This window comes from Shewanella putrefaciens (assembly GCF_016406305.1).
Taxonomy (GTDB): domain Bacteria; phylum Pseudomonadota; class Gammaproteobacteria; order Enterobacterales; family Shewanellaceae; genus Shewanella; species Shewanella putrefaciens_C.
This window is the reverse complement of sequence record NZ_CP066369.1, coordinates 3,995,264-4,012,744: the sequence shown is the minus strand read 5'-3', so window position 1 is coordinate 4,012,744 and position 17,481 is coordinate 3,995,264. Positions and strand designations below refer to the sequence as shown.

The 17,481-nt window shown below is 47.5% G+C and carries 8 protein-coding genes; 6 read left to right on the top strand and 2 right to left on the bottom strand.

The features are described from left to right. Positions 1-9: 9 nt before the first annotated feature. From aceF to JFT56_RS17410, 5 genes are all read left to right on the top strand, one after another. A complete protein-coding gene (gene aceF, locus JFT56_RS17430) occupies positions 10-2,019 on the top strand; it encodes a dihydrolipoyllysine-residue acetyltransferase (RefSeq protein WP_198781248.1) in 2,010 nt (669 codons plus the stop codon). A gap of 149 nt (positions 2,020-2,168) precedes the next feature. After that, the gene (lpdA, locus tag JFT56_RS17425) at positions 2,169-3,596 is read left to right on the top strand and encodes a dihydrolipoyl dehydrogenase (protein WP_198781247.1); all 1,428 of its coding nucleotides are present in this window, start codon (positions 2,169-2,171) and stop codon (positions 3,594-3,596) included. Positions 3,597-3,735: 139 nt separating this feature from the next. After that, the gene (locus JFT56_RS17420) at positions 3,736-8,196 is read left to right on the top strand and encodes an EAL domain-containing protein (protein WP_198781246.1); all 4,461 of its coding nucleotides are present in this window, start codon (positions 3,736-3,738) and stop codon (positions 8,194-8,196) included. Between the two features lie 77 nt (positions 8,197-8,273). Then, positions 8,274-10,490: a patatin-like phospholipase family protein gene (locus JFT56_RS17415; RefSeq protein WP_198781245.1), complete on the top strand. Its 2,217-nt coding sequence runs from the start codon at positions 8,274-8,276 to the stop codon at positions 10,488-10,490. A gap of 199 nt (positions 10,491-10,689) precedes the next feature. Further along, positions 10,690-12,732, top strand: a complete 2,043-nt coding sequence (locus JFT56_RS17410; RefSeq protein ID WP_198781244.1) for a M13 family metallopeptidase — start codon at positions 10,690-10,692, stop codon at positions 12,730-12,732. A gap of 133 nt (positions 12,733-12,865) precedes the next feature. Here JFT56_RS17410 and hxpB read toward each other — a convergent pair whose 3' ends face one another. Beyond that, positions 12,866-13,525, bottom strand: coding sequence for a hexitol phosphatase HxpB (gene hxpB / locus JFT56_RS17405; protein WP_198781243.1), 660 nt, complete (start codon positions 13,523-13,525; stop codon positions 12,866-12,868). 434 nt (positions 13,526-13,959) lie between these two features. Between hxpB and acnB the strand changes: the two genes are divergently transcribed. Further along, positions 13,960-16,557 (top strand): bifunctional aconitate hydratase 2/2-methylisocitrate dehydratase, encoded by a 2,598-nt coding sequence (gene acnB, locus JFT56_RS17400; protein ID WP_198781242.1) that lies wholly within the window; start codon positions 13,960-13,962, stop codon positions 16,555-16,557. A 196-nt stretch (positions 16,558-16,753) separates the two neighbouring features. Here the strand turns inward: acnB and rsd are convergent, their stop codons facing one another. After that, entirely contained in the window at positions 16,754-17,239 is a 486-nt protein-coding gene (gene rsd / locus JFT56_RS17395) for a sigma D regulator (RefSeq protein WP_198781241.1), read from the bottom strand. Positions 17,240-17,481 lie beyond the last annotated feature (242 nt).

Sequence of the window (17,481 nt, the reverse complement as noted above, 5' to 3'; positions counted from 1 at the left end):
GCAATAAAAATGGCTGAATTAAAAGAAGTTTTTGTTCCTGATATCGGCGGCGATGAAGTGCAAGTGATCGAAATCTGCGCCGCTGTGGGTGATACCCTCGCGGCCGATGACTCGATTATTACCGTCGAAAGCGACAAGGCGACTATGGATATTCCAGCGCCTTTCGCCGGTGTGTTAGCCGAGTTGAAAGTGGCTGTGGGCGATAAAGTCTCTGAAGGTACTTTGATTGCAATGATGCAGGCAGCGGGTGCATCCGCCCAAGCTGCCGCGCCAGCGCCAGTTGCGGCACCTGCTGCAGCGGCTCCAGCCCCTGTTCAAGCTGCACCAGCCCCTGTGGCTGCAGCTCCTGCTGCGGTTGAGGCTAAAGTTGTCGAAATCAGTGTGCCTGATATCGGTGGCGACACCGATGTATCGGTTATCGAAGTCTTAGTTGCGGTTGGCGATAAGATTGACGCCGATGCAGGCTTGATTACCTTAGAAACCGACAAAGCGACCATGGACGTACCATCGCCATTCGCCGGTGTGGTTAAAGAAGTGAAAGTGGCTGTGGGTGACAAGGTTTCCCAAGGCTCATTAGTGATTATGCTCGAAGTCGGCGGCGCGGCACCAGCTGTCGCAGCAAGCGCACCAACGGCGACGGTTGCGGCTCAAGCGGCTCCTGTCGCTGCGGTAGCGCCAGTGGCCGCAGCACCTGCGGCAAGTGTGGTTGCGGTAAAAGAAATCCAAGTGCCAGATATTGGCGATGCGAGCAATGTCGATGTGATCGAAGTGCTAGTGTCAGTGGGCGATATGATCACTGCCGACCAAGGTTTGATCACCCTTGAAACCGACAAAGCCACTATGGAAGTGCCAGCGCCATTCGCCGGTAAACTGCTGTCTTTGACTGTTAAAGTGGGTGACAAGGTTTCTCAAGGTAGCATCATAGCCACTATTGAAACGACTTCAGTTGCAACAGCAAGTGCGCCAGCACCAGTTGCTCAAGCGGCGGCTCCTGCTCCAGTGAGCGCGGCACCCGTTGCGGCTTCAGCACCTGCAAGCCGCCCTCCTGTTCCACACCACCCTAGTGCAGGCTCGCCTGTGTCTACCGGTGCGGTACATGCATCGCCTGCGGTACGTCGTTTAGCCCGTGAATTTGGTGTGGATCTCACCCAAGTGACTGGTTCTGGCCGTAAGGGTCGCATTATGAAGGAAGACGTACAGGCGTATGTGAAATACGAACTGTCGCGTCCGAAAGCAACGGCGGCAACTTCAGTCGGCGCTGGCAATGGCGGTGGTCTGCAAGTGATTGCTGCGCCTAAAGTGGACTTCAGCAAGTTTGGTGAAGTGGAAGAAATTCCATTAAGCCGTATCCAGAAGATCTCTGGCCCTAACCTGCACCGCAACTGGGTAACCATTCCCCACGTGACTCAGTTCGATGAGGCTGATATCACTGAGATGGAAGAGTTCCGTAAGCAGCAAAACGATGCGGCGGCGAAGAAAAAAGCCGATTATAAGATCACTCCGCTGGTCTTTATGATGAAAGCCGTGGCGAAAACACTGCAACAGTTCCCAGTGTTCAACTCGAGCTTAAGCTCAGATGGTGAATCACTGATCCAGAAGAAGTATTTCCATATCGGTGTGGCGGTTGATACGCCAAACGGTTTGGTTGTGCCTGTGGTGCGTGATGTGGATAAGAAGGGCATTATCGAGTTATCCCGCGAATTAGCCGATATCTCTATCCGCGCTCGCGATGGCAAGCTTAAATCCGCTGATATGCAGGGTAGCTGCTTCACCATTTCAAGTTTAGGTGGCATTGGCGGTACGGCGTTTACGCCTATCGTGAACTACCCAGATGTGGCGATTTTAGGTGTGTCTAAATCTGAAATTAAGCCTAAGTGGAATGGTAAAGAGTTCGAACCTAAATTGATGTTGCCACTGTCGCTATCTTACGATCACCGGGTGATCGATGGTGCAATGGCTGCACGCTTTAGCGTGACACTGTCAGGAATTCTGTCCGATATTCGTACTTTGATTCTGTAAGCATATAAGGCTGCTCATCTTGAGCAGCCTTTTGTTTATTGTGATCAGTATCAAACACAGGTTAAAATGCGCCCACCTTACGCGCTAGCGCATTTTCGGTTGGCAGGATTGGTCTCCTCCAACGGATTGAATGAGAATTAGAGGAAAACATGAGTAACGAAATCAAAACTCAGGTAGTGGTATTAGGAGCAGGCCCAGCAGGTTATTCTGCGGCTTTCCGTGCGGCGGACTTAGGTCTACAAACCGTTATCGTTGAACGTTTTAGCACTTTAGGTGGTGTGTGTCTGAACGTGGGTTGTATCCCATCTAAAGCACTGTTACACGTCGCTAAAGTTATCGAAGAAGCCAAAGCCGTTGCCGCCCATGGTGTGGTGTTCGGTGAGCCAACTATCGATTTAGATAAGTTACGTGGCTTTAAAGAAAAAGTGATCAGCCAATTGACGGGCGGCTTGGGCGGTATGTCCAAGATGCGTAAAGTAAATGTGGTTAACGGTTTCGGTAAATTCACTGGCCCTAACACACTGGAAGTCACCGCTGAAGATGGCACTGTGACTGTCGTTCAGTTCGAGCAAGCGATCATCGCTGCCGGTTCTCGCCCAATCAAACTGCCATTTATTCCCCACGAAGACCCACGTATTTGGGATTCGACCGACGCATTAGAACTGAAAGAAGTTCCTGGTAAGTTGTTAGTGATGGGCGGCGGTATTATCGGTTTAGAAATGGGTACTGTGTACTCTTCTCTTGGCAGTGAAATCGACGTGGTTGAAATGTTCGACCAAGTGATCCCAGCGGCTGACAAAGACGTGGTTCGCGTATTCACTAAGCAAATCAAGAAGAAATTCAACCTGATCCTCGAAACTAAAGTCACAGCGGTAGAAGCCCGTGAAGACGGTATCTATGTTTCTATGGAAGGTAAGAGCGCGCCAGCTGAACCAGTACGTTACGATGCCGTATTAGTGGCTATCGGCCGTACACCTAATGGCAAGCTTATCGACGCCGACAAAGCCGGTGTTAAGATTGACGAGCGCGGTTTCATCAACGTAGACAAGCAATTACGTACTAACGTACCGCACATCTACGCCATCGGTGACATCGTTGGTCAACCAATGTTGGCTCACAAAGGCGTGCACGAAGGCCACGTCGCGGCCGAAGTTATCGCTGGCATGAAGCACTACTTCGATCCAAAAGTGATCCCATCAATCGCTTACACAGACCCTGAAGTGGCCTGGGTTGGTCTGACTGAGAAAGAAGCGAAAGAGCAAGGTATTGCTTACGAAACCGCAACTTTCCCATGGGCTGCAAGTGGTCGTGCGATTGCCTCAGATTGCTCTGAAGGTATGACTAAGCTGATTTTCGACAAAGACACTCACCGCGTTATCGGTGGTGCAATTGTCGGTGTGAACGGTGGCGAGCTGTTAGGCGAAATCGGCCTAGCGATTGAAATGGGTTGTGATGCTGAAGATTTAGCATTGACCATTCACGCTCACCCAACATTGCACGAATCAGTAGGCCTAGCGGCTGAAATGTACGAAGGTTCTATTACCGATTTGCCAAACCCAAAGGCAAAGAAAAAGTAATTTAGTTGTCGATTAAAAAAGCGCTCATTTGAGCGCTTTTTTATTGCTTCGCGGAAAATGTAACTTTAATGTAAACAAGCGGGTGAATTGAAGCTTTTGAACTGCTAGAGTAATCATACGGAATGCAGTAAGTCGTCAAATGAAAACAAAAATAACTAGAACACTTCTGACATGTTTCATCCTTTTCTTCACTAGCCTAAATACCGTTTGGGCCAGTGGCTTAGTGCAGCGTGTCTTTACCGATAGGGATGGGCTCGAAGCGACCAGTATTCGGGCATTAACCCAAGATGATTACGGTTATGTCTGGGCGGCGACTGAACAGGGTCTGTATCGGGTCAGTAATGCTAAGGTGCGGCGAATCGATAAAATCGGTACTGAGTCGCGCCTTACGGATGATTTTCTGACCGCAGTCGTCAATGTCGATCGGGACCGATTATTGGTGAGCACTGGGGCGGCGACTTTCCTCTACGATATAGCCAAAAATCAATTTACCTCTTTCGGTTCGGCAGATTTGTTCCCCCATTTTCCGGGTGGTGCACTCATTTCTGCGGCCAGAATGGATCAGCAAACATGGCGGTTATTGATTGATAATGGCCAGATTTATGAGTTTTCCCCTTCTAAGTCCACTCTACAACTTATCACTCAATTACCCGTTAATCGCGACCTTCCTTGGCGTAAGTTATTACTTATGCCTAATGGGCAAATGCTGGTGGCGGGACAATTGCAATTAGTACTCCTCGATAACAAGGGCGAGCGGCTGTTCGAATACCCTTGGACCGAATCTATGGGCAATATTCTTGATATGTTAGAGGATTCGCAGCAGCGTATTTGGATTGCGACGGCTCTTGGGGTCTACCAGCTTGAGCCAAGATCCCGCCAAGTTATCCCTGTTGCCGAATTACCCGGTGGGAGCACGGCAATCGCTGAAGATCCTAATGGGGAGCTGTGGTTTACCAGTCGGGTGGGTCTATTAAAGTGGTCGCCAGAGACGCGGCAGATTGAGAATTATCAACAGCAGCTAAAGGTGGGAGCCAATATGGAAACCCTCAAGGCCATGTTGTTTGATAATTCGGGGTTAATGTGGGTCGGTGGCTCTGGCGATGGTTTAGCACTCTTAGCCTCGAAGCCGGATTTTATCCTCGATACTTTTACTGCGGATGAACCCTATGCATTGAGTGATGCCATGACTTGGTCAGTACATGCGACCGATGAAGGTCTTTGGCTCGGCTCCTCAAATGTAACCTTGATTGCTAAGGGAAGTGATAAAGCGCTTGAGGTCTCGATTGAAGGCTTAAACTCCCATGAGAGTATTTACGATCTTAATGAGTTTGAAGATCGCTATCTGCTGGTGTCGACCACCAGTGGCCTCTTTGTGGTCGATAAGCGCACGCTGCAAGGCAGCAGTTTTGCTAAGTGGGCCGGTGGCAAAGATGAGTTCAAAAATAAAGTTGTTTACAGTACCTATATTGACCCCTACCTTAAGGGCCGAATTTGGATTGCAACCTCGGCAGGGCTCTATTTTTGGGAGTCTGGCTTGCAGGAGCCGCAACCTTTTGACATAGATAAATCCATTAGCGATGGCCCTAAACGGCCCACTATACGCACGCTCTATCGCGCATCCGATGGTAAGTTATGGGTCGGCGGTAAAAAAGTGTTTGGCTATATCGATGGTCAAAATGAATTCCATAATCAAATGGGCTTATTTAGCGCTTTAGCTTCAACGCCGACAGTGAGCCATCTGGAAGAAATGTCACCTGGGGTGATGTGGTTTGGCACCTATGAAAAAGGCTTATTTGAATACCGCGAGCAGACGGGACAGTTAGCCTCTTTAACCACCCAGTGGCAGGTCAATTGCAGCTCAGTATTTTTTATCCAAAAGACGGAGAATGCTCATTTAATCGCCTGCGCCGATTCCCTGATTCGCCAAGATAAACAGGCGGGGACTATTAGGGTATTGAATCAACTCGACGGTTTTATTTCCGATGAGATGAATGAGGGGGCGTATTTTTATTCTCTAAATTCGGGACTTTATTTAGGCACCCCCGAAGGGGTGATGCACTTGGATGTGGATAAGCTGGCTAATCGTATTACCGATGATCACGTGATGCTCGAGTCCGTTTCCGTTTACTACGATAGTGCCACCGAAGTATCGCTTCTGCCAAAGCCGATGACGACCATTAAGCCCGATGCCAAGATGGTGAGTCTACAGATCACCAATTTGGATTATCTTGATGATTCTCCAATTCAATTTAAGTACCGTTTACGTTATCAAGGCGAAGAAGGCCATTATGTCTTGCTGCAAGGTGAGTCACAGATCAACCTCGCAGGCCTAGATGCTGGGCACTATGTTTTAGAGATCCTGAGCCAAGTTAATGGTGTATGGTCCGATAAACCCTTTTCCTATCCCTTTTCTGTCGAGCAACATTGGTGGTTAACACAAGGATTTAAAGGTGTGTTGCTGCTGATCTTTTCTATTGTGGCACTGAGTTTGGCTTGGTATAGGCAACGGCAAGTCCGCACGTTTATGAATATGAACCAAGCGCTTACCGAGAGCGATGAACGCCTTAGGCAGGCGCTGCGCGGCAGTGACTCCGATCTGTGGGAGTGGCGTAAAGAGACTCAGTGTTTTTATCTCGATAATAGGGGGGCCGTGCTAGGCACCCATGCCAATGAAATCGTGGTGCCGCTCGAGGAGCTCCCTGTGCATCCACAGGATAAAAATCAGGCGGTAGAGAAGTGGAACAGCATGCTCACAGGTGAGCAGGACCGTTTCGAGGCCGAATATCGTTACCTGCGTAAAGATGGCAATTGGGGGTGGTTAAGGGTCCGAGGGCGCCCCGTGGCTCGTCATAGGCAAACCCATGAAATAGAGCGGGTTGCCGGTATTTATAGTGATATCACAGTACAGCGCCAGCTTGAAGATGAAGTGAATTTACTTGCTCAAGCCTTTGAGAATACGTCGGAAGGTGTGTTGATTTTAGATGCCGATGAAAATATTCGCGTGGCCAACCATGCGGCGCAGCATATTATCGGTACTGAACAAACGGATTTAATTGGGCAATCATTTTCCCAATTTGTGCAAATGAGGGATGGCCTCTCTACCGAAGTGGCTCAGTTACTTGGGCAAGATACCTCTTGGACGGGGGAGCGGGAGTTAATGGGGCAGAATGGATTGCTGTACCCAGTATGGCTCAACGTGTCGGTGATGCATTCGGCACATGAAGATATAGTTCATTATGTTATTGTATTTTCGGATATTACCGAGCGAAAACGCACCGAAGCCGATTTGCGGCGGTTGGCAAATTATGATGTGCTGACGGGATTATCCAATCGATCTTTGTTTTCGAGTCGTTTGTTACAGTCGATACAGGTGGCGCAGCAAACGGGTGATAAGCTCGCATTATTGTTCCTCGACCTCGATAGATTTAAACATGTTAATGATTCCTATGGGCATAGCATGGGGGATGCCTTGCTGGTGGAGGCCTCTAATCGTCTCCAATCATGCATAGGGAGTGAGCATTTACTCTGCCGGTTTGGCGGCGATGAGTTTGTTATCCTATTGAAAAACGCGAATAGTTTAGATGAGATCAATCATTTGGCCGAACGGCTGCTAGACCAAATAAAGGCCCCCTTTAAACTGTTTGGCCGTGAGTTTTACATTTCGACTAGCATAGGGATCAGTATTTGGCCCGACGATGCGGTGCAGCCCGAGGCCTTTATCAAAAATGCCGACCTCGCGATGTACCACGCCAAGGAGGAAGGGCGAGGTAATTTTAAATACTATTCATCGGAGCGTAATACTCAGGCGCTATACCATTTACGCCTAGAAGCCGATCTACGTAAAGCCATAGAGCGGGAAGAGTTTGAACTCTACTATCAACCGCAAATTGATATTCTACGTGGCGATCGGTTTATCGGAATGGAGGCCTTGATCCGTTGGCGTCATCCGAAGGAAGGATTTATTCGCCCCGATATTTTCATTAAGGTGGCGGAAGCCTGTGGTTTGATTGTTGAGATCGATCGTTGGGTGCTACGTCAAGCCTGTGTGCATGGGGCTAAATGGGTTAAGACGTACGCCGAACCCTTCAAGTTATCGGTCAATATTTCGGCGATTCATTTCCGCCAACCCGATTTTATCGAGGGCGTAAAACAAATACTTGCAGAAACTCAAATGCCAACCTCATACCTAGGGCTTGAAATTACCGAAGGGGTATTGATGAAAGAGTTACAGGTGGCAAAGAGTCATTTGACGCAATTAAAATCCCTCGGTATCGAAGTTGCCATCGATGACTTTGGCACTGGTTATTCTTCTCTGGCCTATTTGCGCCATTTTGACGTGAATACCTTAAAAATTGACCGTTCATTTTTAATTGATATAGCGACTAACTCCGCCGATCAGGCCATTGTCAGCAGTATTATTGAATTAGCACGTAACCTAAAACTGAATGTGGTTGCCGAAGGGATAGAGACAGTAGAACAGTTGGAGCAGGTCTTTAGTCGAGGCTGTTATATTATCCAAGGTTACTATTTTGCTAAACCTATGTCGGCCACTGACTTTGAACAATATCTAGTAACAGATGATCAAATTGAGTCGATTTAGATAAAATATGACTGACGGTTAAATACTTAAGTTTGTTAATATAACTCGAATTTTTATTCTATAAAAAGTAGCCAATTATGATGCGTAAAATACTCGCTTCTCTCTTTTTATGTTTGTTCCTCACTCCCTTAATGGCGGCCGAACGGCCCAAAATCGGGCTGGTACTCAGCGGTGGTGGTGCCAAGGGGGCTGCCCACGTAGGGGTGCTCAAAATATTGGAAGAACACCATATTCCAGTCGATTACATTGCCGGTACGAGTATCGGCGCCTATGTCGCTGGCATGTACTCACTGGGTTACAGTGCGAGTGAGGTCGAAGCCATTATGATGGGCGTCAATTGGGACAGCGGCTACTCGGATACCATCCCACGTAATGTGTTGAGCTACAGGGATAAACAACTAAGGGATCGCTACAATATTCCGCTGAACATTGGTTACAACGAAGGTGAAGTGAAGGCGCCTAGTGGTTTACTGCGTGGCCAGACCATGTCGCAGCTATTGCGTCAATCAACGGATTTAGTCAGTCAGTTTGGTGATTTTGATGATTTAGCCATTCCCTACCGAGCGGTGGCGACCGACTTAGAAACCAGCTTACCCGTGGTTATCAACCATGGCAGCATAGTTAAGGCGATGCAAGCCTCTGCCACTGTACCCGGTGCGCTGCAACCTACACAAATTGATGGAAAGTTGCTCGTCGATGGCGGTATTGCCAACAACATGCCCATAGATGTGGTTAAAGCTATGGGCGCCGATATCATTATTGCCGTCGATATTGGCTCTCCTCTGGTAAAAAAAGACAAATTAGACAGTACCATAGCGGTACTGGATCAGCTGTCCAACTTCCTGACCAATGCCAGCACCGCCAAGCAAAAGGAGCTGCTGACAGAGAATGATGTGTTGATCCGTCCGGCGATCGATGCCTTAAGCACCACAGATTTTACTATCATGCCGTTGGCATTAACCTTAGGTAAAGAAGCCGCCAACGGCCAGCTCGATAAGCTGAGCGGTATGAGTGTGAGTCCTGAGGAATATGCTGCTTACGTTGCTGCCAAAAAGACCAAGAGCAAAGTGCTTATCGCTGATGTGAGTCATCCCATTGAGGAAATTGTGTTCGATAACCAATCTAAGGTGAGCCTCAATCTATTGAAGGAAACCTTAGAGCTTAAAGAAGGGCAATCGGTCACTAAAGATGAGTTGAACGAAGCATTAAAACGTATTTACTCCCTCAACAAATTTGAGCGTGTCGATGCCGAATTTGTTGATGGTGAAGACGGCCGCATACTTACTGTGACCACTAAAGCGAAATCCTGGGGGCCTAATTATTTCCAACTGGGCTTTAATTGGGAGGATGACTTTAGTGCTGATTCGAATATCACCTTCGATATGGCTTACACTATGACGGATCTCACCCGCAACGGTGGCGAATGGCGTAATGAAGTTAAACTCGGGTTTGAAAAATTATTTGGCACTGAGTTCTATCAGCCTTTGGATAGGGATCAAGAATTTTATAGTCGCGCGCGTTATCAGTACGATAACCAAAGTTGGGACTTATACGACAATAACAATCGTGTCTTCGATTTCGATAAGAGAACCCAAACTATCGAACTGGGTATAGGGTATAACTTTATTCTACAGGGCATGATTGAGCTCGGGCTGGTGGGAGAGAAAGGTTCCATCGTTAACGATGCTTGGCTCACTGAGGATTTAGATTTTGACTCCTACGGCGCCTATTTCAAATTTGGTTATGACAGTTTAGATAGCATCAGTTTCCCGACCTCGGGTAATCGCGTCACCTTAAACGTCTATGTGCGTAATGAGGATTTCGCCGATATTGTCGATAACAATGAAAATGAATACAGCGTGCAGGTCGAGGCCGACTGGAAAGGGGCGCTCAGTGTGGGCAACCATGCTTTTGTGGGTAAAACCTCACTTGCCACTAACAGTAATGATGGCGTTAATACGCTGCACCTCTCCGAGCTCGGCGGCTTCTTAAACCTTTCGGGTTACCACAAAGACTCATTGAATGGCGCACATAAAATCTTTGGCGCCTTTATCTATCAGTATGACTTGGGGCGCGATGCCTTAGGGATGACGGATTATCCTTTGTACCTAGGTTGGAGTTTAGAGGCAGGAAATGTTTGGTATGAAAGGTCCGATGTTAGCCTATCCGATCTTATCTACGCCTCGAGTTTGTACATAGGTACAGATACCTCTATGGGACCCGCAGCACTGGGCTTTGGGATCACAGATATGGGTGATAAATCCTTCTATTTATTTGTAGGTAAAGCCTTTTAGACAATAATTTAGCCACAGCTAAACAATAAGGGCATGACTGGTATCATGCCTTTTTTTTGCCAGAGTGCTGACGAGAATCGTCAAAATAGTCACTAAAATGTCATATCCTTTTACAAAATCTTGCTACTGCGGGGCAGGGCAAGATGCTAAGGTTTTGCGGAAAAATAAATAACACTCTCAACGGAAGCTGGGGAAAACAATGAAGAAAATTAGCACACTGGCTCTGGGGATCGCCTTGAGTTTAGGTTTAGCGGCTTGCAGCAGCGAGCCTAAAACGGAAGCTACCGCGGTTTCTGGTATTGAATTACAAAACTTTGATACCTCTGTACGTCACCAAGACGATTTCTATTACAGCGTCAACGGTAAGTGGTTAGCGAATACGCCTATACCTGCCGATAAATCTAACTACGGCGCATTTTCTGTGCTCTACGATCAAAGCCAAGATGCATTGAAAAAGATCATCGATGAAGTGTCCGCGAAAAAGAATCCCGCGGCGGGCTCTAATGAGCAGAAGATCGGTGATTTTAATGCCAGCTTTATGAATACCGATTTGCTGGAAACCTTAGGCGTTGCACCACTTAATCCGTTATTAAATGATATCGCCAGTGCGAAAACCCATGCCGATTTACCCGCAGTCATGGGTAAGTTACTGACGAGTGGTGCCAGCATTCCCTTTGGTTTTTTTGTTAACAATGACGCAAAAAATTCGACCCAATATGCGGTGTATTTAAGCCAGTCTGGCCTCACTCTGCCGGATCGTGATTACTACCTTAAGGATGATCCTAAGTTTGCCGCTAATCGCCAAGCGATGGCTAAGTATGTCACCGACATATTGACAGAGGCGGGTTATAAGGATGCTAAGCGGGCGGCCAAAAGTGTCGCGGATATCGAATTGATGTTGGCGCAAAGTCAGTGGAGTCGCGTTGAATCCCGTGATGCGAATAAGGCCTACAACAAGCGCGATCGCGCTGAACTGCAACAGTTAACGGGCAAGTTCGATTTTAATGCCTTCGCCGCGAGTGCCGGTTTTGGCGATAAAGTGACAGAAGTCGTTGTGCGTCAGCCTTCTTATTTTGAAAAGCTAGGGGCAAATTTTGATGCTTTCCCCGTTTCTGCTTGGCAGGATTATTTAACCTTCCACTTAGTGGACAGTTACGCAGAATTGTTAAGTAAAGACTTTGTCGATTTGAACTTCGCCTTTAAGAGCAAAACCTTAATGGGTATTGAAGAGCAGCAGCCTCGCTGGAAAAAAGCGGTCGATGGTGCCGACCAAGTGATAGGCGAGCTAGTGGGTGAAGAGTACGTTAAGCAATACTTCAAGCCAGAAGCCAAAGCGCGTATGGAAACCATGATCAAAAACTTGATCAAAGGTTTTGAAGTCAGCATCAATGAACTCGAGTGGATGACGCCTGAAACTAAGGTGGCCGCCCAGGAAAAACTGGCTAAATTTACCTATAAAATCGGTTATCCAGATAAGTGGAGAGATTACTCGGGCTTAGAGATCAAATCCGACGAGCTGGTGGGTAACTATATGCGTTACGCCCAGTTTGAATATCAAGATATGTTAAACAAGTTAGGCAAGCCTATCGATCGCACTGAGTGGCATATGACACCACAAACGGTGAACGCGTATTACAGTCCTGTCAGTAACGAAATCGTGTTCCCTGCCGCTATTTTGCAGCCGCCATTCTTCAACATGGAGGCCGATGATGCGGTGAACTACGGTGGTATCGGCGCTGTGATCGGCCATGAAATCAGCCATGGTTTCGATGATCAAGGCGCTAAGTACGACGGTGACGGTAATCTGCGTGATTGGTGGTCGGATAAAGACCGTGAAGAATTCCAAAAGCGTGGCAAACAGCTTTCGGCCCAGTATTCTGGCTATGAAGCATTGCCCGGCAAATTCGTTAATGGTGATTTGACCTTAGGGGAAAACATCGGTGACTTAGGTGGCTTAACCGTCGCAGCTCGCTCTTATCTGATGAGCTTAAACGGCAAGCCTGCACCTGTTATCGACGGCTTAACGGGCGAGCAGCGTTTCTTTGTTGGTTGGTCGCAAGTGTGGCGCCGTAACTATCGCGATGAAGAGCTGGGACGTCGTTTGCTGACCGATCCCCACTCACCTAGCCATTACCGTGCAATGGGTACGCCGCGCAATATCGAAGCTTTCTACAAAGCCTTTGAGTTGAAAGAGAGCGATAAGATGTACTTAAAACCAGAAGAGCGCGTAAAAATCTGGTAATCCATTCAGTTATAAGTAAAAAGCCAGACAGATGTCTGGCTTTTTTACTATATGGATGCATGCAACGCTAATAATGGGATAACCATTTTCGCGCCTAGAGCCTAGAGCCTAGAGCCTAGAATCTAGAGTAGGCTTACGCCGTTAATACCTTGGGTAATGCGAGCAAAGTGTCGGCTTGATGGTGAGCAACTATCCATTTGGCCTCGCCGCGTTGTTCTGGTGCTGGGATAGCAACCGTCTGCATATTGGCGGCTCGGGCCGCAATCAGGCCATTGAAAGAGTCTTCTATGGCAAGGCAATAACGTGGGTCGACTCCTAGAGCGGCAGCACAATTGAGGTAAACCTCGGGATGCGGTTTGCCGTAGGTGAGCGCCTCTGCTGATTCTACCGCCATAAATTGGCCCTTAAGCTTAAGTCTTGTTAGCACTGCATCGATCAAAGCTGTTGGGGATGAGGTCGCTAAGCCTATTTTTAATCCTTTGGATTGGCAGTATTCCATGGCTTGCTGAACACCAGGCATAGGCTCACCGATTTGCCGAATTTCTTCAGCAACTTTGTCAACAATGGATTGACTGACCTTGGCGTTGTCGTAGTCTGCCCAAGGCGCTTTGTGATACCAATAGTCGACACATTGGTCGATACGTAGCCCCGTGGTTTGTTGAATCGTTTCTATAGTCACTGGCACACCGAGGGCGGATAACACTTCATATTCGACGCGTTGCCATAGGGGTTCTGAATCAATTAAAACGCCATCCATATCAAAAATAACGGCTTGAATATTAAGGGTTGTCATTGGTACTCCGATGGACTGGTGCAATCACTTAATGATGCGATAAATAGCGCTTGAGTGTAAGTTTTTGTGCTGCATCTTAAAAGCCAAAACCCACAAAGTTGAGAAATATTTACGCATATTTAAGCCATAGCGCTGAAAAAATCTTGTTTAATTTCAAATTTGTGAAGAATAGGTAACTATTTGTCACATATGATTTTTTATCAGTTTTCAAACTATTGTCTAATTTCCCTTGTTTTATTCTTCCCGTAAGTTGGGCATCGCCGCCGGATTTAGCCCTTATTTCGTCTTTCGTCGAGTGTGACCTGATTCATACTTTTGCAAAGCTGTAGTATACTGCTGGCCGGAAATACGGGTCGATCATGTCGGACTGTCAGCTTCAATAAAGAAGACGTGCAGTTTCGTTGTTAGAGCGCCAAACAAAGAGGAATGTTGCCGTGCTAGAAGCATATCGTAAACACGTCGCAGAACGTGCTGCAGAGGGCGTAGTCCCTAAGCCATTAGATGCACATCAAGTGGCTGAACTGGTTAAATTGGTTCAAAATCCACCCGCAGGTGAAGAGGCTTTCGTTCTCGACCTGCTCGAAAATCGAATTCCCCCCGGTGTTGATGAAGCCGCTTATGTTAAAGCTGCTTTCTTAGATGCAGTAGCCAAAGGCACTGTCTCTTCACCTATCCTATCTGCTGAGCGTGCTACCGAGTTATTAGGCACTATGCAAGGCGGCTATAACATCGAACCTCTGATTGCGCAACTGGACAATCCAGCCCTCGCACCATTGGCCGTTAAAGCCCTCGCTCATACCCTACTGATGTTTGATTCTTTCCACGATGTGGTTGAGAAGATGGAAGCGGGTAATGAGTTTGCTAAGCAAGTCGTTGAAGCGTGGGCGAATGCTGATTGGTACTTAAGCCGTCCAAAGCTTGAAGATAAAGTGACGCTGACAGTATTCAAAGTCTCTGGTGAAACCAACACCGATGACCTGTCACCGGCACCCGATGCTTGGTCACGTCCAGATATCCCATTGCACGCCTTAGCTATGCTGAAAAATGCCCGTGATGGTATCGAGCCTGATGTAGCGGGTTCAGTTGGTCCAATCAAGAAATTAGAAGAACTGAAAACCAAAGGTTTCCCACTCGTGTATGTGGGAGACGTTGTGGGTACAGGTTCATCACGTAAATCAGCCACTAACTCAGTGCTGTGGTTTATGGGTGATGATATTCCATTCGTACCCAACAAACGCGCTGGCGGTTTCTGCTTAGGCGGTAAAATTGCCCCGATTTTCTTCAACACTATGGAAGATGCGGGCGCTCTGCCAATCGAACTTGACGTCAGCAAGATGGAAATGGGCGATGTTATCGACATTTACCCCTATGCCGGTGTTGTTAAGCGTCATGGCTCAGATGAAGTGATTTCTGAGTTCAGCCTGAAAACCGACGTACTGTTAGACGAAGTTCGTGCGGGTGGCCGTATTCCTTTGATCATTGGCCGTGGTCTAACCGACAAAGCCCGTGATGTATTAGGTTTACCTGCATCTGACGTATTCGTGCGTCCACAGGATGTCGTTGATTCTGGTAAGGGTTATACCCTGGCACAGAAGATGGTCGGTAAGGCATGTGGCGTAGCCGGTGTGCGTCCTGGCCAATACTGCGAGCCTAAGATGACTTCTGTTGGTTCACAGGATACTACCGGTCCTATGACCCGTGACGAGCTGAAAGACTTAGCCTGTTTAGGTTTCAGTGCTGACCTGACTATGCAGTCATTCTGCCACACTGCGGCCTATCCAAAGCCAGTTGACGTAAACACTCACCACACGCTGCCAGACTTCATTATGAACCGTGGCGGTGTGTCTCTGCGCCCAGGTGACGGTGTTATCCACTCATGGTTAAACCGTATGTTATTACCAGATACCGTTGGTACTGGTGGTGACTCACATACGCGTTTCCCAATTGGTATTTCATTCCCAGCGGGTTCTGGCCTAGTGGCGTTTGCTGCGGCGACGGGCGTTATGCCTCTGGACATGCCTGAGTCAGTATTAGTGCGTTTCAAAGGCAAGATGCAACCTGGCATCACCTTACGTGATCTAGTACATGCTATCCCATTAAAAGCGATTGAAATGGGTCTGTTAACCGTTGAGAAGAAAGGTAAAGTGAACATCTTCTCTGGTCGCGTACTGGAAATCGAAGGCTTAGAAACGCTGAAAGTTGAGCAAGCATTCGAACTGTCTGACGCATCTGCCGAGCGTTCTGCCGCCGGTTGTACCATCAAGTTAGACAAAGAACCTATCATCGAATACCTAAACTCGAACATCACTATGCTGAAGTGGATGATCGCCGAAGGTTACGGTGACCGTCGTACCATCGAGCGTCGTATCAAAGGTATGGAAGAGTGGTTAGCGAATCCTGAACTGATGAGCGCCGACAAAGATGCCGAGTACGCTGCAGTTATCGAAATCGACTTAAACGACATCAAAGAGCCAATCCTGTGTGCGCCTAATGATCCAGATGATGCGGTATTACTGTCGTCTGTTGCGCAAACTAAGATTGACGAAGTGTTCGTTGGTTCTTGTATGACTAACATAGGTCACTTCCGTGCGACCGGTAAGATGTTAGACAAGTTTGCTAAGACACTGCCAACTCGTCTGTGGATCGCACCACCGACTAAGATGGACAGAGATCAGCTGACCGAAGAAGGTTACTATGCGATTTTCGGTCGCGTAGGCGCCCGTATCGAGATCCCTGGTTGTTCACTGTGTATGGGTAACCAAGCACGTGTGGCCGAAGGTTCGACTGTGGTATCGACTTCTACCCGTAACTTCCCGAACCGTTTAGGTACAGGCGCTAACGTTTACTTAGCGTCTGCGGAGTTAGCGGCGGTTGCAGCACTTTTGGGTCGTCTGCCATCGGTGGAAGAATATCAAACATACGCTAAAGAGTTAGACGCGACTGCGGCTGACACTTACCGTTACTTGAACTTCGACCAAATCGATTCTTACACTAAAAAAGCAGCGGAAGTGATCTTCCAGACTGCAGTTTAATCGATTGCCGTTAAGGTAACTTGTTGTAAAAAAGCCAGCGCAAGCTGGCTTTTTTGTTAATGTCTGGCAATGAATAAATATTGAGTGGCTGGAGCGAAAGATGGGCGAAAAACGTTGTTATGCAGCGCACTCACACTGAGTTGTGCGCTTTAGCATTAGGGGGCTTATGTTTGAGGCGTTGCATCTGTTTGAGGAGTTACGCCTGTTGGGCTTGCTCTGAATAGTTGTGATGCAGCACTTCGAGGAGTTCATCCTCTAGCTCAAAACGGGTTTCCATCGCCTGGGCCAACTCAGACAGATCTTTATCGAGTTGATATAGCACTTGGTCGTCCTGCGCTTCGGCGTATTTATCGTTGAAATCTAGGGCTATATTGGTCGTTGGGGTAATTTGAGGTAGCACTTGCTGGGCTAAGACTTTGCTCGATTCACCAAATTTTTCGCAGGCGGTAACGACTCTATCGTACACTTCAAAATGACCTTCGGAGACATAATCGACTAACAGATCGCAGAAGGATTTTACATTTTCGAAGGAGGGAAGGGACTTCTCTGATTTAGTGTAGGGAGGTAAGCCGGCAATTTGACAGTAATGCACTAACAGCTTGCGACGATTTTCTAGCCATTGATCTATAAGCTTATTTGAACCGCCCCACTTCTGTTCTGCTTTTTCGAGTTCTCTCAGCATGATGCATTCCACTTAAGTGCCCGGACATGCTTCTAATGTAGGGGAGAAACCGCTATTTGATCAACACTTTTTATCGGCTTTTGCGTGAATAAGCCTATGGACAAACCAGTTGTTTTGTATAAAAAAATACAGAAATAAAAAGCCCAACGATAGAAACCTATCGTTGGGCGAGTATGTATATAGCAGGCTCGATGCGACGAGCTTCTTGATTGTTCTTGCTAGCGCAGACTTTTTATACCAAA

Bases quoted from the DNA above. Each gene is read 5' to 3' on its own strand.
- aceF (WP_198781248.1), top strand. From the start codon at position 10: ATGGCTGAATTAAAAGAAGTTTTTGTTCCTGATATCGGCGGCGATGAA.
- hxpB (WP_198781243.1), bottom strand. From the start codon at position 13,525: ATGACAACCCTTAATATTCAAGCCGTTATTTTTGATATGGATGGCGTT.
- rsd (WP_198781241.1), bottom strand. From the start codon at position 17,239: ATGCTGAGAGAACTCGAAAAAGCAGAACAGAAGTGGGGCGGTTCAAAT.
- JFT56_RS17410 (WP_198781244.1), top strand. From the start codon at position 10,690: ATGAAGAAAATTAGCACACTGGCTCTGGGGATCGCCTTGAGTTTAGGT.
- JFT56_RS17415 (WP_198781245.1), top strand. From the start codon at position 8,274: ATGATGCGTAAAATACTCGCTTCTCTCTTTTTATGTTTGTTCCTCACT.
- JFT56_RS17420 (WP_198781246.1), top strand. From the start codon at position 3,736: ATGAAAACAAAAATAACTAGAACACTTCTGACATGTTTCATCCTTTTC.
- lpdA (WP_198781247.1), top strand. From the start codon at position 2,169: ATGAGTAACGAAATCAAAACTCAGGTAGTGGTATTAGGAGCAGGCCCA.